At 69.7% G+C, this 21440-nt stretch carries 7 protein-coding genes; 6 read left to right on the forward strand and 1 reads right to left on the reverse strand.

Annotation, left to right across the window (positions count from 1 at the left end):
• Positions 1-288 precede the first annotated feature (288 nt).
• Positions 289-1362 carry a golvesin C-terminal-like domain-containing protein gene (locus FHR38_RS00440; RefSeq protein ID WP_221448854.1) on the forward strand — a complete coding sequence of 358 codons (1074 nt, stop codon included), beginning with the start codon at positions 289-291 and terminating at the stop codon, positions 1360-1362.
• Between the two features lie 108 nt (positions 1363-1470).
• Here FHR38_RS00440 and FHR38_RS00445 read toward each other — a convergent pair whose 3' ends face one another.
• Positions 1471-2319, reverse strand: a complete 849-nt coding sequence (locus FHR38_RS00445; protein WP_184531769.1) for an ATP-grasp domain-containing protein — start codon at positions 2317-2319, stop codon at positions 1471-1473.
• A 168-nt stretch (positions 2320-2487) separates the two neighbouring features.
• Here FHR38_RS00445 and FHR38_RS00450 point away from each other — a divergent pair, with 168 nt between their 5' ends.
• From FHR38_RS00450 to FHR38_RS00470, 5 genes are all read left to right on the forward strand, one after another.
• A complete protein-coding gene (locus FHR38_RS00450; protein WP_184531771.1) occupies positions 2488-5409 on the forward strand; it encodes a helix-turn-helix transcriptional regulator in 2922 nt (973 codons plus the stop codon).
• 73 nt (positions 5410-5482) lie between these two features.
• Positions 5483-5629: a hypothetical protein gene (locus tag FHR38_RS00455; RefSeq protein WP_184531773.1), complete on the forward strand. Its 147-nt coding sequence runs from the start codon at positions 5483-5485 to the stop codon at positions 5627-5629.
• A 47-nt stretch (positions 5630-5676) separates the two neighbouring features.
• Positions 5677-8445, forward strand: a complete 2769-nt coding sequence (locus FHR38_RS32705; protein ID WP_184531775.1) for a S8 family serine peptidase — start codon at positions 5677-5679, stop codon at positions 8443-8445.
• Between the two features lie 60 nt (positions 8446-8505).
• Positions 8506-11409, forward strand: a complete 2904-nt coding sequence (locus FHR38_RS00465; RefSeq protein ID WP_184531777.1) for a hypothetical protein — start codon at positions 8506-8508, stop codon at positions 11407-11409.
• 237 nt (positions 11410-11646) lie between these two features.
• On the forward strand, positions 11647-21411 hold the full coding sequence (locus tag FHR38_RS00470; protein ID WP_184531779.1) for a polymorphic toxin-type HINT domain-containing protein: 9765 nt from the start codon (positions 11647-11649) through the stop codon (positions 21409-21411).
• Positions 21412-21440: the final 29 nt, after the last annotated feature.

The raw sequence follows: 21440 nt of genomic DNA on the forward strand, positions 1-21440 counted from the left end.
CGTGCTCCTCTCCCGGCAAGCGCGCGCCTCGCTCCGCTCCGGCAGACCGCCAGTAGCCTGTCGTCCCGCCCCGCCAGGACTGTGACAACGACGTCCCACGCCTGATCGGATCTCTGCCGCCGGCGCACCCACGCCCCATCCGTGCGCCGGCGCCCTCCCGCACAACGCCGTGAGTGCGCCAACCTTCGCGTACGACACACGGCGCGGCACCCCCGTACCGGCGAAATCCGACCGCGGCTGCGGTCGACCCGTATTACCCCCACCCACCCCCCACCCCATGAGGTGTTCATGCTCAGCAACCCGACCGCACGACGTCGTACCCTGCTGGCTGCCGCCGCCGCTGCGGCCGGTGCCATGGTGGCGCCGCTCTCCCTCGCAGGCCGGGCGCTTGCCGCGACTCCCAAGGTCTACCTCGACCCGGGTCACGGCGGCACGGACCCCGGTGCCGTGGGCAACGGCCTGCAGGAGAAGGCCCTCACCCTGGCCATCGCCCTGCAGACCCGCGACATCCTGCTGGCCAACTACAGCGTCGACATCCGGATGTCACGTACGACGGACATCACCCGCGAACTCGCCTACCGCACAAGTGACGCCAACGCCTGGGGCGCCAACCTGTTCGTAAGCATCCACATCAACTCCGGCGGCGGCACCGGATTCGAGAGCTACCGCTACACCACCGCGAGCAGCGGAAGTGTCAACCTGCACAATGCGCTGCATCCGCAGGTCCTGTCCGCGATGCGAACAGTCGGCACGGTCACCGACCGAGGCAAGAAAACAGCCAACTTCTACGTGCTGCGCGAAACCAACATGCCGGCCGTTCTCACCGAGAACCTGTTCATCGACACCCTCGCCGATGCCAACCTGCTCAAGCGGGCCGACTTCATCACCGCCGTCGCCCGGGGACACGCCCAGGGCATCGCCAACTACCTCGGGCTCACCAGCACGCCGCCGACATACAGCACCATCGTGGACAACGCTACCGCTGGCCGCTTCACCGCGAGCGGCAACTGGGGTACGTCGTCGTACTCCAGCCAACGCTACGGTGCCGACTACCGGTTCGCCGACCCGGTGCTCGCCAGCGACGCAGCCTGGTTCAAGGTGAGCATCCCGCAGACCGGCAACTACCGCGTCGAGGTGCGCTACCCCGCCGACGCGGGATACAACAGCTCGACGCCGCACGTCATCGTCACCGCCTCCGGAAACCAGACGGTGAACGTGGACCAGCGCAGCAACGGTGGCACCTGGCGCTCCCTCGGCACCTTCAACCTCGCCGCCGGTGACCGCGACCTGGTCGGGGTGAGCCGCTGGACCAGTGCCGCCGGATACGTGGTGGCAGACGCGGTACGCGTCACCCGGGTCTGAGCCGTCGGCCAACGCACGTCGTAGACAGGTGCGGAGAGTGGCGACCAGCCGACCCGCACCTGCCACGTCCTAGCATTCCCGAGCGTCCGACGACGGGGCAGAATGCCGTCAGCGAACGCCTGCCAGCAGCGCCGTGATGAGGGTACGGGGGTCGATGGTGGCGGGACGGTCGCTGACCTGACCGTCGCCCATCTCGATGACGCGCCACCGGCCGTCGGCCCGTTGGGCGAGGTCCACGGTCACAAACGGTAGGTCCAGGGCGGCGACCAACGGTGCGATCTCGGTGAGGTCGACATCCACCGGCGGCAGGTCGGTGGGGGTGTCTGGATGTGCCCCGACCATCGCGCACGTCCCGTCGATCCACCACGTGCGTATCTCGGCGGTAGTGAAGTGTTCGAAACAGCGCAGGACGATCCCACCGGTGAAGTCTTCTGCGCGCAGCTCCAGAAATCGGCTGGCCACCTGCCATGCGGCTGCGGCGTCGGTGAGGTCGGGGATGAATGCCGCCTCCTGCCAGTAATGCTTCATCGACTTGGTGTAGTCACGTAGGACGGCGGATCCCGTACCGAGTTCGGCGCAGGCCTGGTCAAACGCGGCACGGTCGCTGCCGATGGTCCAACTCGATGTTGGGGTGACCGTTGCCAGAGCTTGGTACCAACCGGGTAGCTCGTGGGCCTGCTGATACTGCTCGGCGCTGGTTCTGAGGATCACGTCGCGGGCCGACAATGCCGCGGCGAAGGAGTCATACTGCACGCTGTTCAACATCCAGCCGCGGTAGAGCGCCCTGTCTCCACCCGGAACCGCGGCGACAGCGCGGAGCGCGTCACCTCGTGCCAGAGCATCATGGTCGACCAACGCGACCTCCAGCCCGATCGCGTGAGCCGCTTCCGCCTCAGCCGCGAAGTGGTCGTCGGGGCGGCGGGGTCGTAGGGGGTTGGCCGGGACCAGCAGGATCATTCGGCGCAGCGTAGCCGGTGACGGATTCAGGGCTGATGCTGGCCGGAGGGCAGGACACCGCTTGCTGCTGGCGGCTACCTGCACGATGATCACTAACGGCTGTGCGATGTTCCAACAGGCGAGCGGTTGGGGGCGGTGGTGGTCGACGAGGTCGCTCCCCAAACCGGTATGGCGGGACCAGACGTCGACGGAGTTTCCGTCCCGCTGCTGATCGGTCGCGAGGACGAGCTGACGCGCCTGGGACAGGTCCTCACGAACACCTCGGCACTGGTGCTGATCGAAGGGGAGGCCGGCGTCGGCAAGAGCCGTCTGCTGGACGAGTTCCTGTCCTCCCCCACCGGCTCCGTACATTCCGCGCTGACGGCGGTCTGTCCGCCCCTTCGGGAGCCGTACACATTGGGACCGATCGTCGACGCGGTGCTGACCACTGGCGTCGACGCGCTTGCGAACCTGCGTCTCAGCGGCCTGGCTGGCGCTCTACGGCCGCTGTTTCCCGAGTGGGCCGAGCACCTTCCGCCGGCTCCCGAGCCGGCCGAGGACGCGAGCGCCTCGCGCCACCGGGTGCTCCGGGCGCTGGCCGAACTGCTCGACAAGCTCGGTGTGGACCTGCTCGTCGTCGACGACGCACAGTGGTCCGACGACGCGACCCGCGAATTCCTGCTGTTCCTGGCCGAACGGGACGGACCGGGCCCCAGCCTGGTCGTCGCCTACCGCCCGGAGGATCTGGTCGGGGATCCATGGCTGCTGCGCCTGTCGGGACGCCGCAGACCGCGCCGCGCGCTGCTACGGCTCGTCCTCGACCCGCTCGACCTGTCCGAGACCGCGGCGCTTGCCTCGTCGATGTTGGCCAACCAGCAGGTCTCCGACGAGTTCGCCCAGCACCTGCACGCACGCACCGAAGGGTTACCGCTCGCCGTCGAGGAGTGCGTGCGGCTGATGGCCCGTCGTGGCGATCTCATCCGCCGCGACCATGGCTGGAAGCGACTGCCGCTAGACGAGATCGTGGTGCCACCGACGGTGCGCGACACCGTGCTGGAGCACGCCAGCCGCCTCGACGTGGGTACTCGATCGGTGTTGCGAGCTGCCGCAGTCGTCGCCGACCCCATCGCTGAACGCCTTCTGCTGCAGGTCAGCGAACTGTCGCCGGCCGAGTTCGACGCCGGTCTGGCTGAAGCCGTCGCGCACCGCCTGCTCCACCAACGCGACGGGATACGGGTCTCCTTCCGGCACGTGCTGGCCGGTCGGGCCATCTACGACGCCATTCCGGAGCGGGAGCGTCGTGCGCTGCACGAGCGCGCCGGACAGGTTCTCGAAACCGTCGTGCCCAGGCCGTTGGCGCAGCTTGCGAACCATTTCCGCCTCGCCGGTGACGGCGAGAAGTGGGGCAGGTACGCGGAGCTGTCCGCAAACGTGGCGTTGGAGACCGGCGACGAGGCGACAGCGGGCGCGCTTCTGCACGACGTGTTGACCAACGGTCACGTACCGGCCGAACAAATGTGCGCGCTGGTGGACAAGATGCCGTTCGGCTCGTTTACCGGGCCAGGTCACCTGCGGGACCTCGCTGCCGCCGTGCGTCGGGTACTCGATGAGGGCACTCCCGATTCGGGGGTGGCGGCGAACCTGCGGTTCCAGCTCGCCCGGATCCTCAACGACATGGAGGAGTTCGACGAGGCACACGCCGAGTTGGAACGGGCACTACCGCATCTCGATCGTCGACGCGCCTCCCCCGCTGTCGCCATGATGGTGCTCGGCTGGCCACGCGGACGCACTCCAGCAGCTCGACACCTGACCTGGCTGGACCGGGCGGCGGAGTTCGCCCAGTCACTGGAGCCGTCGGACCGGCTACGGGTCGCGGCCGGCCGGGCAGCCGCGCTGCTGCAACTCGGCGACCCGCGCGGTTGGACGGAGGTCGCGCACATCCCGCCTGCGGCCCAGGCCGCCCGGGACCGCCGGATCGTCACCGTCGGTCACCTCAACGTCGGTGACGCGGCCATGCGCTGGGGACGATACGTGGAGTCCGCCCGCTGGCTCGCCAACGGTCGCCGACTCGCGGTCGAATACGAACAGTTCAAGATCAGGGATCTCATCGATTCCACTCAGCTACACCTCGACTGGTTCACCGGTTCCTGGGACGGCCTCGCGGAGCGAGCAGCCGCGCTGGCGAACAAGGCCGACTTCCATCCCGTCAGTCGGGTCGAGCCCATCATGATCAGCGGCCTGCTCCGGATGACGGCCGGCGACCTCGCCCAGGCCGCCCGGGAGATCGAACGTGCCGTCGATGGCGCACGCGATGCCGGTGCGTGGGACACCGTCGCCGAGGCGGTGGCGACGTTGGTGCAGATCAGACTGCGCGAGGGCCAGCCGGACGGGGCGTTGGAGATCTCTCGTGCCCCCTGCGACGTCCTGGCGCGCAAGGGCGTGTGGCTCTGGGGTACCGACGTGGTGCCGGCGCGGGTCCAGGCTCTGCTCGCCGTGGGCGCGGTGGCGCAAGCCCGGAACTTGGTGGTCGCGTTCGCACGCGGTCTACGGGAAGCGGAACTGCCGGCACCGCAGGCGGCCGTGGTGGACTGCCGGGGACTACTCGCCGAGGCCAATGGCGAGGACGACCTGGCTGCCGACCTGTTCGCACAGGCCGCGGCGGCCTGGGCGGCGCTCCCCCGGCCATACAGCGCGGCCCTCTCGCGGGAGCGGCAGGCACTGTGCCTAATCCGGGCCGGCGCCCTCCCGGACGGGCTCGATCTGCTCACCGATGTCCTCGGCGCGTTGTCGTCGCTGCCGGCGAGGCACGATGCGGACCGGGTCGCCCGCGCCCTCCGTACCCATGGTCGGACGGTGCCCCGGGTGTGGCGTGGCGGGCGGAAGGGCTATGGGAGGGAGCTGTCGCCTCGCGAACTGGAAGTCGTCGCCCTCGCGACCGAAGGGCGAACGAATCGGGAGATCGCCGAGGCTTTGCACCGCTCCCACCACACGGTGGCCACCCAGCTGAAGTCGGCGATGCGCAAGCTCGGGGTCTCCTCGCGAGCGGCACTCTCCGCACGGGCGATCGCGACGGGACTCGCCACCGAGCCGGGAACGGCGTCGAGCGACTGAACCCCGAGCTAGCCGGGTTGTTTCACTCACCTGAGGGATCGCAGGGCATCCGACGGTTGACCACGATGCTGGCATGCCGCATCGAGATGACCCCGACGAGGACGAGACGACGTCGTCGGAGACCGCCCGCCCGGTCGACGCCCACGTCGCGGACCCGCCCGGGGCCGAACCGGGCAACCCGCCCGAGGTCGAGGACGACGACCGCTACCTGCCGTTGTGACCGGTCACGACCGAAGCCCGCACCGCACTCCCAGACAAGGATCCCTCATGCGCCCTGCCCGTCCATCGAGACGAAGAATTACGACCGTGGTGGTGGCCACCGTGGCCACGGTGCTCGCCCTCACCGGTGCCGCCACCGCCCTACCGTCGACCGGTCCGGACCCGCAGGCGACAGCCGCGGCGAAGGCCAAAATCCGCCCGCAGCTCCAGACCCAGCTACAGGCCCAGGAGTCCCCGGTGGACTTCTGGGTCTACTTCGACGCGAAGGCCGACCTGTCCAAGGCCAGTGCCATCAAGGACTGGAACGCCCGCGGCGCGGCGGTGGCCAAGGCACTGAAGCAGGCCGCCGACGAGAGTCAGCGGTCGGTGCGTGCGGAACTCACCGCCTCGGGCGTCACGTACCAGAGTTTCTGGGCGACGAACGCGATCAAGGTGACCGGCGGGTCCGACCTCGCCACGCGACTGGCCGCCAAGAGCGAGGTCAGCTCGCTGCTGCCGGCGTTCAAGGTCGACCCTCCGGCGGTCACCAAGGGGGTCAGCCGACAGGCCGTCGACCCGGTCGAGTGGGGCGTCGCCAACATCAACGCCGACGAGGTGTGGACCCAGTTCGGCGTACGCGGCGAGGACATCACGGTGGCCTCGATCGACACCGGCGCCCAGTTCGACCACCCGGCGCTGGTGCGGCAGTACCGCGGCAACAAGGGCGACGGTGTGTTCGACCACAACTACAACTGGTTCGACGCGGCTGGCACCTGCGGTGCCGCGCCCTGTGACAACGACGGACACGGTACGCACACGCTGGGCACCATGGTCGGCGACGACGGTGCCGGAAACCAGGTGGGGGTGGCCCCCCGGGCCCGCTGGATCACGGCGAACGGCTGCTGCCCGACCGACGCCGCATTGATCAGCTCTGGCCAGTGGCTGCTGGAGCCGACCGACCTGAGCGGGCAGAACCCGGATGCCAGCAAGCGGCCACACATCATCAACAACTCCTGGGGCACCACCACCCCGTCGGATGCCCCGTTCCTGGAGGACATCAGCCTGGCGTGGACCGCCTCGGGCATCTTCGGTGTGTGGGCCAACGGCAACAACGGACCGGCCTGCCAGACGAGTGGTTCGCCGGGCAGCCGTAAGATCAACTACTCGGTCGGGGCATACGACGCCGACCACACCATCGCCGACTTCTCATCCCGGGGCGCCGGCCAGGACGGTGAGATCAAGCCGAACATCGCCGCGCCCGGCGTGAACGTGCGATCCAGCATGCCGGGGAACGCGTACGCCACCATGAACGGCACCTCGATGGCGACGCCACACGCGGCGGGCGCGATCGCCCTGGCCTGGTCGGCGGCAGCGGCGTTGGTGGGCGACGTCGACGGCACCAAGTCCCTGCTGGACGGCACCGCCACGGACAACCCGAACAGTCAGTGTGGTGGCACCGACGACGACAACAACGCCTTCGGTGAGGGTCGGCTCGACGCACTCAGGCTGGTCACGCAGGCCCCGAGGGGTATCACCGGCCGGCTGGGCGGCACCATCACCGACGCCGAGACCGGAAAGCCGATTCCCGGTGCCACCGTCACGATCACCGGTCCGGTCAGCCGTGAGGTGACCGCCGACGCCGACGGCGCGTACCAGTCGGGTGCCCTGCCCATCGGCAGCTACACCATCGACGCCCGAAAGTACGGCTACGCGTCCGGCACGGCGCAGGCGCAGGTCCGCGAGGCAACGACCACGACGGCCGACGTCACACTGGTGGCCCAGGCGATGTACACGGTCAGCGGCACCATCACCGACGGGTCGGGGCACGGCTGGCCGCTGTACGCCAAGGTCGTCATCGGCGGTTATCCACTCGGCCCGATCTTCACCGATCCGGTGACCGGCCGGTACAGCGTGCGGCTGCCCGGATCTGCCCCGTACACGATGCAGGTCACCGCCCAGTACCCCGGATACCAGGTCGCCCAGCGGACGTTCGAGCTGGGCAAGGTGGACGTCGTCCAGGACGCGGCGCTGACCATCGACGCGTCGACCTGCACCGCGCCCGGCTATCGCTTCAGCGGCGTCGGCGAGGACTTCAACAACTGGACCGACACGGGTACCCGGAACGGCTGGCAGACCTCGGGCAAACCGAGCTGGCGGTTCGACAACCCCGGCTACCGGCCGGTGCCCGAAGGCGGTGACGGTCGGTTCGCCATCGCCGACTCGGCGGCTGGCAACGGTAAGCGGCTCGACACCAGCCTGACCTCACCGGTGTTCGACCTGTCCGGTGACGCCTCCCCGCAGCTCGCCTTCCACACGTCCTACTACCCGGACGACGCCAGCCAGCGGGCCGACGTCGACGTGAGCACCGACGGCGGCCGGACCTGGAAGACGGTGTGGCGGCAGACCAGCAACCATGCATTCGGGCAGGTCACCCTGCCGCTGCCACAGGCAGCCGGCCGTAAGGATGTCCGGATCCGATTCCACTACCAGGGCCGCGACGCATGGTGGTGGGCGGTGGACAACGTGTTCGTGGGAACCCGCGCCTGTCGGCCGGTCGAGGGTGGACTGGTCCTCGGGTTCGTCAGCGACCGTGACAGCGGCGCGCCGGTCTTCGCCACCGTGGCCCGTACCGGGCAGCCACAGGAGTCCGGCACGGGCGTCACCACGCCGGTGGACCCGGCCGTCGGCGACGGCCTGTACTGGGTGTTCAGCTCCGCGGTCGGGCGCACCGAATTCACCGCGAGTGCGTCCGGATACCAGAGCGGTACCGCGACGATCTCGGTCCGCAAGGACGCGATCGTGACCCAGGACTGGTCACTGGCGCGGGCAGGTGGCTGACCTGTCGAACCACACCGTGCAGCGAGATCCCGCCAGCTCACCTGAAGCAAGGAGCCATCCGTGATCAGATCACGCAGCAGTTCCCGCCCCCGAAGAGAACATCGACTACGGCTACGCCTGTTCGCCTCCGCCGCCGCGATCCTCACCGTGGTGGGTACGCCCGCCGCCGCAGCCGCACGGCCCTACGAGCCAACCGATCCGGTGCCGGCACCTGCCAAGGCCACCGCAGCCGAAGCCGGACTGCGAGCGGTCTCGCTTCCCGGCCTGACCCGGTCGACCTACACGGTCACGTTGATCACCGGCGACGAGGTCACGCTGACCCGGGACGGCGATCGCTACACAGTCACCGCCAGCCCCACCCGGCGGGCCGACGGCACCCACCCGACGATCGACGTCAAGGTCGGCATCGCGCCCGATGGGACGACCACCCGGCTCCAGGCCCTGCCGAGCGACGCGCAGGCCCTGGTCGCCAGCGGCGTCATCGATCAGAAGATCTTCGATGTCGCCTGGCTCGCCGCCCATCTGGAACGCGGCGAGGACACCTCCTTCGCGGTCACCGTCAAGTACGGTGACCGGCTGGACACGGCGACCCTGGACAAGCGGGTCGCGGATCTGTCCGGTGTGACGACGGCCGCGAAGCGCCCGGACCTCGGTACGGTCGACCTTCGTATCGATCCGCGCCGGGCCGCCGCCTTCTGGACTGCCATCAAGCCCCACTCGAAGGTGGGTGAGCTGAGCAACTATCTGTTCGACGGCGCCACCCCGAAGCTCGGCGGTGACGCGGTGGCGATCTGGCCCACCGGCCTGCGCTCGGTGAAGGCCACGCCGCAGACCGACACCGGACAGCCGAAGTACCGGGTCACCCAGCTCATCAAGCGCAAGAGCGCCGACGCCAACTACTGCGGCGCCCGCATCATGACGCTCTGCCCGACGGGCGGTTTCACACTCGTCCAGGTCGCCGGGTCGGCGGTCGGCTCCGCGTACGACTCCATCAGTGCCCGCTGTCTGGACGAAGATCCGTGCACGACGTTCGAGGCGACCTACGAGGTCCCGCCCGGCACCTACGAAGCCGGCGGCCATGCCGTCTTCTGGATCGACCACCGCGAACAGCACATCAACCTGGAGTTGCCGGAGTTCCAGGTCGCCGGGGACACCACCATCACGCTCGACGGCGACACCGCCCAGCAGTTGACCGTCGGCACCCCCCGCCCCACCGAGGTCTTCATCGGTTCCCGGACCACCTTCCGTACCTTCGCCAACGGCGGGGGCGGAGCAACCCTCAGCTTCACCTGGTACGGCAACTCCCGGTTCTGGGCCATTCCCAGCCCGCCGGTGACGGCCGGCACGTTCCACCTCGGGGTGAACTGGGTGCTCGGCAAGCCGATGGTGACCATGGCGGTCACCGCGCCGAAGCGGGTCGCGCTGACCCCGACGCTGGCGGCAGACTGGTACAAGCGCCCCGGCCATGAGGTGATCCGGTTCAGCGGCCGGCAGACCCTCAAGCTGGTCGACGGCGGGCGGGGCCGGGACGCGGACCTCCGCCAGATCGACGCCCGGGGCAAGCTCCTCCTGCTCCAGATCGACGCCGACAAGGACGTCGGCGGGCAGTGCCGCGTCGGAGGCGAGCAGCTGGCCCGGGCGCGGGCCGCCGGTGCCGCCGGGGTCCTCCTCGACCCGGTCTCGACCGGCGGGCCGTGGGAGACCACGACCTGCCACCTCCCGGTCCAGCCGGACTGGTGGTACAACCCGCAGGACGTGCCTGACATCCCGTACGCCACCATCCCGCCGTCGGAGGTCGAGAACCTGCGCGGTCTGCTCCGCCGCGGCACGGTGAAGATCGACGTCTCGGGTTACGACTCGGTCAGCCCGTACGTCTACACCCTGCACACCTATCACGAGGGCCGGATTCCGACCTCCCTGCACACCGAGGTCACCGATCGGCAGCTCGCCAAGGTCGACACCGTGCTACACGGCACCGAGGCGGAGCCAGCCAGCCTCGTCTACTCGGCCTTCCGACCGAACGAGACCGTTGCCGCCGGTGTCCCGTACAACGGCATCACCGACAGCGTCCAGTTCACGACCTATCGTGGCCCGGTCTCGCCGGACCTCGTGCGGAACCAGTTCTACGCGCCCTCCGGTTCACAGCGGGAGGCCCGCACCGTCGACGTCACCGACCGGGCGGGAGCGGCCACGGCACGGTGGGGTGCACGGCCCCTCGTGCCCGGCGCGCCGGAACTGGCACCTCGGGTCTTCCAGTCCCAACCGGGCAAGTGGGAGGGTGACTGGTCCACCGAGCTGTGTGCCTTCTGCCGGCAGGGCAACACGTTCTACCCGATCACCTTCCTGGTCTCCGGGGCCAGCCCGGAGCAGGCGATGGGCGTGTACATGTTCGAACCGGAGAAGCTGCGCATGTACGCGGACGGCAAGGAGCTTCCCCAGGCCAACTCACCCTGGTGGGGGGCCACCTACGAACTGCCGGCCGAGCCGCGGCGATACCGGTTGACGGCCGGCAACGCCGACGGCAAGACCACGACGGAGTGGAACTTCACCTCCACCGCGCCGACCGGGAACGAGCCGCCGAAGGGGTTCCTCTGCCCCGAGGGATCGGGCGCGCCGTGCCACGCCGACCCGCTGCTGTTCCTGCGGTACGACGTCGGCGCGGACCTCACCGACGCAGTCGCGGCTCCGGGCCGGCACCAGATCAAGGTCGCCGCATACCACCAGGTGCCCAACGCGCCGGCGGTCAAGAGCGTCACGTTGTCGATCAGCACCGATGGCGGGGTCACCTGGAGACAGCTCTCGACGACCGCCAAGGGAGGCGGAAACTACATCGCGAGCTACCAGGTCCCGCGCCTGGCGGAGACCACGGGCACGGTCAGCATCAGGGCCAGCGCGGCGGACGCCGCCGGCAACACCATCGAGCAGACCATCGTCGACGCCTTCACCCTCACCGGTAGGCGCTGACCGTCATCCCTACACCCGCCGGGTACGTCCACGACGTGCCCGGCGGGCTGGCATCCGGGCTGGCATCCCAGCCGCTGGTTGTCGGGTAGTTCACGTGAATACCGGCAGCGGTTGAACAACCATCGCGGATAACAAGTTCATATAGCCAACTATCCCTGCCTCCCGGCGCGATATCCATTGGCGGGCATCGCGAACTGCGGTGCCCGCCAACTACTTTGCGCGCCGCGGAGGTTTGGGATGCAGGACAGCGACCTGAACGCATCGGATCGCCAAACCTCGGATTTGCTGCGCAGCCTGCGGCGTACGCGCCGCTCGCCAAAGCCGATGTTGGCGATCGTGCTGGCCGCGACGTTGGCGCTCATCGTCGCGACGGACGGGGTGGAAGGGCTCCCGGAACCCCCGGATACGAGTTCGGCTGCCACGGCGGGTGCGGCCCGAGACGGGAGCACCGGGGCGCAACCCGCACCTCGGCAGCGGTGGGACAGCGCATCAGGCAACGGTCAGGCTCCGCAGCAACGCGTGAACACGACGATCCCCGCCTCCCAGCAGTCGCGCTATCCGCAGCACAAGCTGTCCCAGCAGCCGACCGTACCGGCCAACACCGCCAGCCAGCAGAAGCCGCCGGCGACGCAACTGCGGGGCTACCAGCCGGCCAGCAGCCAGGAGTTGGCGCAGCAGCGCGACGCCTACCAGCAGGTCTACACCAACACCGACGGCACCCAGACCACCGTCTTCTCCACCGCACCGGTCAACTACCGGACCGCCAGCGGCGGCTGGGCACCGATCGACCCGAGGTTGACCGCCGACGCCGGTTCAGGCTGGCGCAACACGGCCGACGCGGTGCAGGTCCGGCTCGCCGCCCGGGCCGACGACCCGACGCTGGCCCGCTTCACCGTCGCCGACGGGCAGGCCGTGTCGTACGGGCTGGCCGGGGCCGCACCGGTGCCGGGACGAGCCGATGGCGCGCTGGTCACCTACCGTGGCGTGCTGCCCCACGTGGACCTCGAGTTGGAGTCGCGCCCCGGGGCTCTGAAGGAGACGCTGGTACTGCGTTCCGTCGACGCGCCGAGGGTGTACGACTTCCCGCTGCGCCTCGACGGACTCACTGCGGCACTGCGCGACAACACGGTGGTGCTGACCGACGCGGCGGGCACGGTGCGCGCCGTCATCCCGCCGGGCTACGTCGTCGACGCCGCCCCCGTTCCGGTGACCTCGACGGCCGTCACCTACCAACTGCTCACCGTCGCCGGTAGGCCGACGTTGCGGGTCTCCGTGGACGAGAAGTGGCTGCGTGACCCGGCCCGGGTCTACCCGGTGCGCCTGGACCCAACCGTCGAACTGCCGGTCGCCAGCGGCGCGGCCGATTCGGCCATGTACGTGCACGGCTCCAGCTCCGCCTCGGGCAGCAGTGAGCTGCGGGTCGGCACGGTGGACGGGGCCAACGCCGCGTCGTACCTCAGGTTCGGTGGCCTGGTGGACCGGCTGCGCTACCACACCATCTACGGCGCGCAACTACAGGTGGTCAACTACGACTCCGACTCCTGCCGGCCCCGAGAGGTGACCGTGCACCCGGTGACGGCGGCCTGGTCGGCCGGCACCGGCTACTCCTACCCCGGCCCGGCGGTCGGCGCGGCGCTGGCCAGCAAGTCGTTCGCGTACGGCTATGTCGAGTTCGGTGCGGACCGGTCGGCCTGCCCGATCGCAGCCGAGGCGCTCGACCTGGGTGGTGCCGGCGCCAACCTGGTGCAGCGGTGGGTCAACGGAGAGCAGGCCAACCACGGTCTGTCGCTGCGCGCCTCGACCGATCCGCTCAGCGGCAAGCGGTTCACCGGCCCCGGGACGGCCAACCCGCCGAAGCTGTACGTGACGCACAGCCCGTACAACGCCTCGTACGCCATCCCGAAGCCGGTGCCCAACCCGCCGGTGCTGCAGAACCAGGACGGCCGGGTCGCGGTGACGGTGACCAACCGCAGCGCGGAGGCGTGGACGGTGGGCAACTACTACCTGGCCTACCGTGCCTACCACGCGCAGACGGGGGCGGCGGTGACCCAGCAGCGTGCGGCCAACCTGACTGCCTCGGTACCCCGTGGCGCCAAGGTGACCCTCGACGCGACCATCAAGGCCCTGCCGCCGGGACGGTACTTCCTCGACTTCACCATGGTCCGCACCGGCGGCGTGGTCTTCACCGACCACCAGGTACCACCCGCCCGGATGGTGCTGGAGGTCACCGACATCCCGCCGGTCGTGCAGGAGCTCTACCCGCCGAACGGATACGCCGCGTCGACGCTGGCCCCGCAGCTGTGGGCCCGCGCGTTGGACATCGACGCGCCCCCGGGTTCGTCGCTCTCCTACAAGTTCGAGGTGTGTGAGCAGACGGCCTCCGGTGGCACCACCGGGTGCTTCGACTCCGGCTTCCAGGCCAGGACCGCGTGGACCGTGCCGGCCGGCAAGCTGTACTGGAGCAGGACCTATCGGTGGCGGGTGATCGTCAAGGATGGGGGCAACGAGGTCTCGTCACCGTCTTCGACGCTGCTCACCGCCGTACCGCAGCCGGAGATCACCTCGCGGATCGCGGGGGCGACGACGGCCGCGAACGACCGCGAGTTCGACGCCCAGACCGGCAACGTCTCCACCACCGCGATGGATGCCACGGTCACCACCGTCGGCCCCGAGCTGAACCTGGTCCGCACCTACAACAGCCTCGACCCACGGCGGGACGGCGCGTTCGGTGCCGGCTGGTCGACCCGCTACGACATGCGGGTCGTCGCCGACGCGGACGGCACCGGCAACATGCTGGCCACCTACCCGGACGGGCAGCAGGTGCGCTTCGGAAAGAACCCCGACGGGACCTTCGCCGCCCCGTCCGGCCGTACCGCGTCGCTGACCTGGAACGGCACCATCTGGACGTTGGTCGACAAGGCACGGATGACGTACCAGTTCTCCTCGACCGGCCGGCTGACGAAGATCACGGATGCCGCCCTGCGGTCGATCGTGCTCACCTACCGCACCACCGACGGGAAACTGGCCCGAGCCCGGGTCGCCAACAGCCAGACCAACACCGCCGGCCGGTCGCTGACCTTCATCTGGTCCGGTGCGCACGTGGTCAGCGTCGCCGCGGACCCGGTCGACGGCACAGCGCCGACCTGGACCTACACCTACAGCGGTGACCTGCTCGCCTCGGTCTGCGCCCCCGGCAACGCCTGCACCCGCTACGACTACGCGGCCGGATCGCACTACCGTACCGGCGTGCTCGACGCCAAGCCGGAGTCGTACTGGCGGCTGGGCGAGGCCCAGGGCACGGCGGTCGGTAGCGAGGTCGCCGTCAACCTGGGTAAGGACGCCGGCACCCACACGGGCGTGACCCTCGGTACGGCCGGTGCGCTGACCGGCACCGGCAACACCGCCGCCACCTTCAACGGCACCTCGTCGGTGGTCGAGCTGCCCAAGGGCGCGGTGAAGAAGTCGCGCGACGGCGCGGTCGAACTCTGGTTCAAGGCCAGCATCACCGGCAGCGGCGGCCCGCTGCTGGGCTATCAGACCAAGGCGCTCGGCGAAGCCTCCACCACCGGGGTCCCCGTGCTGTACGTAGGCACCGACGGCCTGCTTCGCGGTCAGTTCAACGGCCCCACGGTCGCGCCGCTGACCTCGACCGCCGCCGTCAACGACGGGCGCTGGCACCATGCGGTGCTGTCGGTGATGGGCGGGGTGCAGACGCTCTACCTCGACGGGGCCAAGGTGGCCGAGCGGAGCGGCACGACGGTCGAGCACTCGCTGCTGACCTTCAACCAGCTCGGCGCGGCGTACGCGACCACCCCGGCATCCTGGCCGGGCTGGGGTACGACGGCACGCCGGTACTTCACCGGTGCGATCGACGAGGTGGCGGTCTACTCCCACCCGCTGGGCCAGGCGGCGGTCACCGCGCACCATCGGTACGCCACCGGCACCAACCAGATGACGGCGGTAACCCTGCCCAGCGGCAAGATCGCAGCTCAGTTCACGTACGACACCAACGCCGACCGGGTCACCAAGCACACCGACCGGCACGGCGGCGTCTGGACCGTCGGGGCCCCGCTGGTCTACGGCGGTGACACCGACCTGCGTCGCAGTGTGCAGGTGCTGGACCCGGCGAACCGACCACACCTGTACGAGTACGACGCGCTCACCGGTCAACTGCTGCGCTCGGGCACCCCGCTCGGCCTGGAGACCCGGGAGGAGGACCGGCCCGGCTCACCCACCCCCTCCCCCACGACACCGCCAACCGAGGTGTGCTCCACCCCCGACCCGGACGACCCGGCGTTCTGCACCGTCATTCCCGGTGGATCGGGCGGGCCGGTGTTCGTGCGGCACCCGCTGGAGGGGATGGCGATCCGCACGTTCGAGTACGACGACCGGGGCAACCAGACCGTGGTCACGAACGAGAACGGCGACGCCGTGCGGATGACCCACGACCAGCGCGGCAATGTCACCTCGAAGCGGACCTGCCGGGCCGCCGGCGTCTGCCACACCACCTACACGACCTATCCGGCCACCGTGACCGACCCGTTCGACCCACGCAACGACCTGCCGACCGAGGCGCGGGACGGACGCTCGGCCGGCGCCACCGACAACACCTACCGGACCACCTACAGCTACACCCCGTTCGGTGAGCTGGCCACCCAGGTCAACCCGGACGGCAGCACCGTCCGGCACACCTACACCACCGGTGGTGAGGGCGCGTACGGCGGCGGCACCGTGCCCGCCGGCCTGCTGCTGACCACCACCGACGCACTCGGCAAGATCACCCGCTACGCCTACTACCAGAACGGGGACCTGTACCGGGTCACCCAGCCGTCGGGAATGGTCACCAGCTACACCTACGACGCGCTCGGCCGCACGCTCACCACCACGGAGATCTCCGACTCCTACCCGGCCGGTGTGGTCACCAGCCACACCTACGACGCGTTGTCCCGCCCGGTCGGCACCACCGAGCCGGCCACCACGGACGCGGTGACCGGCCAGGCACACCAGAAGCGCTCCACGACGACGTACGACGTGGACGGCAACGTGACCCGCGTCGAGGTCGCCGACGTGCACGGTGCCGACGCCACCCGTACCACCTCCTGGGAGTACGACCAGCACAACCGCCCGGTCAAGGCCACGGACGCGGAGGGCAACGAGACCGTCAAGAACTACGACCGGTTCGGCAACGAGACCAGCGTCGTGGATGCCAACGGCAACCGGTACGACTACGCCTACACCGCGCGCAACACGTTGGCCGAGGTCCGGCTGCGGGCGTACGCCGGGGACGAGGGGCCCACCACCGGCGACTACCTCGTGTTGCACACCTACACCTACGACTACGCCGGCCGGATGGTCAGCGACACCGACGCCATGGGCCGCCGGCTGGAGTACCAGTACTACGGCGACGACCAACTGCACCGCATCGTGCTGAAGAACTTCCGCAATCCCGACGGCAGCACCCGCGACTACGTGGTGGAGGAGAACACGTACGACGGTGCCGGCAACCGGACCCGGCAGGCAGCCGCCAACGGCACCTCCGTCACCCAACAGACGTACACCCGGGCCGGCAACGTCGCCACCGTCGTGGTCAACCCCGGTGGTGCCGCACTGACCACGTCGTACACGTACGACGCGATGGGCAACGTGACCCGGATGACCCGCACCGGCCGGGCATCCAACGTGCCGTGGACCATGTCGACCACCCCGGAACAGGTCGACTACGTGTACGACGACAGCGGCAACCCGGTCCGCCAGACAGTCGTCGCCGGCCCGGTCAGCCGGGTCACCACCAGCAGCTACGACCAGCGTGGGCTGCTGACCGACGCCACCGACCCACTCGGTCGGACGATCCGGTACGGCTACGACGAGCTGGGGCGCCGGGCTCGGGTGATCGCTCCACCGGTGGCCGCCGAGGAGGACGGTGATGCGCCGACCACGGTCACGCCGACCACCGTCACCGGCTACAACACCTTCGACGAGACGGTGCACACAGCCGATGCCCGGGGCAACGTCACCAGCTACGCCTACAACCGGCTGGGTCGCCAGGTCGGCCGGACAGCTCCGACGTACTGGCCGCCGGCCGGGATCGGCTCGTTGCAGCCCACCACCTCAACCCGCTACGACCCGGCGGGCAACGTGGTCGAGACCGTCGACGCGCGGGGCAACCCCACCCGCTACTCCTACGACCAGTTGGGCCGGCTGGTCAGCCGGGACGAACCGACCGGCGTCGCGGACCGGGCGGTGACCCGGTACACCTACACCCGCACCGGCCAACTGTTGTCGACGACCGGCCCCACCGGAAGCCGGGTCGAGGCCACCTACGACGACCTCGATCGGCAGGTGACCGCCACGGTGCTGGAGCGGTACCCGACCGTCCGCGCGCTCACCATGGGATACCGCTACGACGACAATGGCAACGTCACCTCGGTCGTGTCGCCCAGCGGTGCCACCACCAACAACGTGTACGACACGCTGGGCCAGCTCACCCGGGTGACCGACCCCGCCGGGGTGGTCACCAGCTATGGCTACGACTACGCCGGTCGCCAGGTGCGGGTCAGCGACGCACTGGGCCGCACCGAGCGGATCGACTACGACCTGCTCGGGCTGATCACCGCCGAGTCGGACCTGGCCGCAGACGGCACGGTCCTGCGTACCCAGACCTATGGCTACGACGCGGCCGGCAACCTGACCTCGGCGGTCAGCCCCGGCGGCGTGACCACCAGCTACGAGTACGACGCCCACAGCCGGCTGGCCCGGCAGGTGGAGCCGGCCACCGCCAACTCCTCGATCACCACTGGTTTCGGCTACGACGTGGCCGGCAACCCCACCCGGTACACCGACGGCCGGGGCAACCGCACCATCTCCACGTACAACAGTTGGGGTCTGCTGGAGTCGCAGATCGAGCCGGTCACCACCGCCCACCCCAACGCGGCCGACCGCACCTGGACGCTGGCGTACAACATCACCGGCCAGCCCACCAAGCTCACCGCCCCCGGCGGGGTGACCCGGATCCGCAGCTACGACGCGGCGGGCCGGCTGACCAGCGAGACCGGCGCCGGCGCGGGCACCCCGGAACGCTCACTCGGCTACGACCTGGCCGGCCGGCTGGTCCGGGCCACCGCACCGGTCGGCACCGACACGTACCGCTACGACGACCGGGGCAACCTGCTCAGCGCCGCCGGCCGGTCCGGCTCCGCCAATTTCGGCTACGACGCCGACGGCCAGCTGACCAACCAGACCGACGCGTCCGGCAGCGCCACCTACACGTACACCAAGCGGCGGCTGACCGCGATCCGCGACGGCATCACCGGCGTCACCCAGAACTACACCTACGACGCCTCCGGGCAGCCGACCAGCATCGACTACGGCTCCGGCCGCACCCGCACCTTCGGCTACGACAACCTGGCACGCCTCACCAGCGACGTCACCCGCAACTCGACCGGACAGTCGGTCAACTCGATCAGTTACCGCTACGACGTCGACGACAAGCTGGTCGCCAAGACCACGACCGGAACCGCCGGGGCGGGTAACCACACCTACGCCTACGACCTGGCCGGGCGCCTGGTCACGTGGACCGGGCCGCAGGGCACGGTGGCGTACGCCTGGGACGCCTCCGGCAACCGGATCCGGGCCGGCGCGAAGACGGCCAGCTACGACGAGCGCAACCGACTGCTGTCCGACTCGGACTACACCTACACCTACACGGCACGGGGCACGCTCGCCTCGCGGACCAGCTCCGGCCTGACCGAGCAGTACGCCTTCGACGCGTTCGACCGGCTGACCACCGCCGGTTCGGTGGGCTACACGTACGACGCGTTGAACCGGGTGGCGAACCGGGGCACGACCTCGTTCGGCTACGCGGGCCTGGCCGACGACGTGGTCACCGACGGCACCGGCCGCTACTCGCGGGGGCCGACCGGTGAGGTCGTCGCCGTCGGCGAGGGCAACGAGCAGCTACTGGCCCTCACCGACGGGCACGGCGACGTGGTGGCCGGCATCGAACCCGCGGACACGACACTGGCCGCACTCACCGACTCGAAGGCGTACGACCCCTTCGGTCAGGTCGTGGCCACCGAAGGCGATACGGGCGACCTGGGCTTCCAGGGCGACTGGACCGACCCGACCACCGGCCAGGTCGACATGGGCGCACGCTGGTACGAGCCCGGCACCGGCGCGTTCCTCTCCCGCGACACGGTCAACTACAGCACCGGCGACGCGATCCTGGCCAACCGGTACACCTACGCGGCGGGCGATCCGCTGGCGCACATCGACCCGGACGGGTACTGGCCGTCGTGCGGTTGGTGCAAGTCCGTGGTCAACAAGGTCAAGAAGACGGCCTCCAACGCCTGGTCCGGGGTGAAGCGGGTCGCCTCCACCACCTGGTCCGGGGTGAAGAAGGTGGCCAGCTCTGCCTGGAACGGTCTGAAGGCGGGGGCGAGCTACGTCTGGTCCGGTGTGAAGAAGGTGGCCAACTGGGTCGGTTCGGGGATCAAGAAGGTAGCCGCAGCGATCTCCAACGGTGCCAAGTGGCTCTACAACAAGGCCCGTACGGCGGTCACCTGGGTCGGCCAGAAACTCAGGGCCGCCGGGGCCTGGGTGGCCGACAAGGCGTCCCGAGCCTGGAAGACGGTGACCGGTGCCGTCTCGGCGGGAATGAGCTGGGCGAGGCAGAAGGCCGAGCAGGCGCGGCAGGTGATCCACGAGATGAAGCGGAAGGTCACCGAAACCGCGCGTCGGGCCATCGAGTACGTGGCCAAACACAATCCGATCAAGGCGGTGGCCGCCGCGCTCAAGCCGATCGTGTCGACCATCAAGACGGTGGTGTCGGCTGCCGCACACATCCCGGCCGCGGTGGTCGCCACCGTCCGGGACGTGGTCGCCGACACGGTCCAGGCGACCAAGGTCCTCTATCAGGCGGCCGTCCAGGTGGCGGGCACGGTCGTCGAGGAGTTGTCGAAGGCGACCGAGGCGGTGGTGGACTTCGCCCAGGCGGCGGCACCGTACGTGAAGGACGCGCTGAGCCTCGCCGCCGAGGCGGTCGGCATCACCGACCTGGTCGACTGTGTGAGCAAGGGTGACCTGGAGGCCTGCGCCTGGACTGCGGCTACCGTCGCCGGCTTCGCCCTCGGAGGTGCCGGTGGTGGCACGATCCGCGCGGCACGGGTGGCGAGCCTCGCCGCCAAGCACGGTGACGAGGTGGTCGACGTGGTTCGGGGCGGATCGCGGCTGGTCACGGCGCGGCGCGCGGACGACGCCGCCGACATCGCCTCCTGCGCCACGGGCAACAGCTTCACCGGCGACACGCTGGTGCGGATGGCCGACGGTTCGACCAAACCGATCAGCAAGGTCAGGGTGGGCGAGAAGGTGTTCTCCACCGACCCCACCACCGGCCGTACCGGAGCCTTCGCGGTCACCGGAGTCATCGTCGGCGAGGGTCGGAAGGAACTGGTCGAGGTCGAGGTGGACACCGACGGCCCCAGCGGTTCGGCCAGCGCCACGGTCACCGCCACCGAGGGCCACCCGTTCTGGTCAGCCGAGGAGAGGACCTGGGTCGACGCCGGCGACCTGACCGGCGGCGAGCGGTTGCAGACCTCCGCCGGGGGGACCGCGACCGTGCTGGCCACCCGCGAACGGACCGAGCGGACGCGGGTCTACAACCTCACCGTCGACACGACGCACACGTTCTACGTGCTCGCCGGTGGGCTGGACCTGCTGGTGCACAACACCGACGCCGGCTGCCCGGTACACGGTCCGTCCGTCCTGCCGGAGTCGACCACCGGCAAGCGGCCCCCGGGCAGGTGCAACTGCGACGACTCGAAGCTGGACGACGCCGGCACCGACCTGCGCGCCGGCACCGCGCAACGGCAGAACGACGACCGGATGGAGGAACTGCGCAGGGTGCTGGAGGACCGGGGGAAGCGGGCGGAGCTACCCAAGAGCGTCATCGGGCAGGCGGACGAGTTCTTCGACGTTCTCGACACCTGGCTTCCACCCGGTTTCTGACAGTTGTCCACCCTCCGGAATCGGCTGCC

This window comes from Micromonospora polyrhachis, from assembly GCF_014203835.1.
Taxonomy (GTDB): Bacteria; Actinomycetota; Actinomycetes; order Mycobacteriales; family Micromonosporaceae; genus Micromonospora_H; species Micromonospora_H polyrhachis.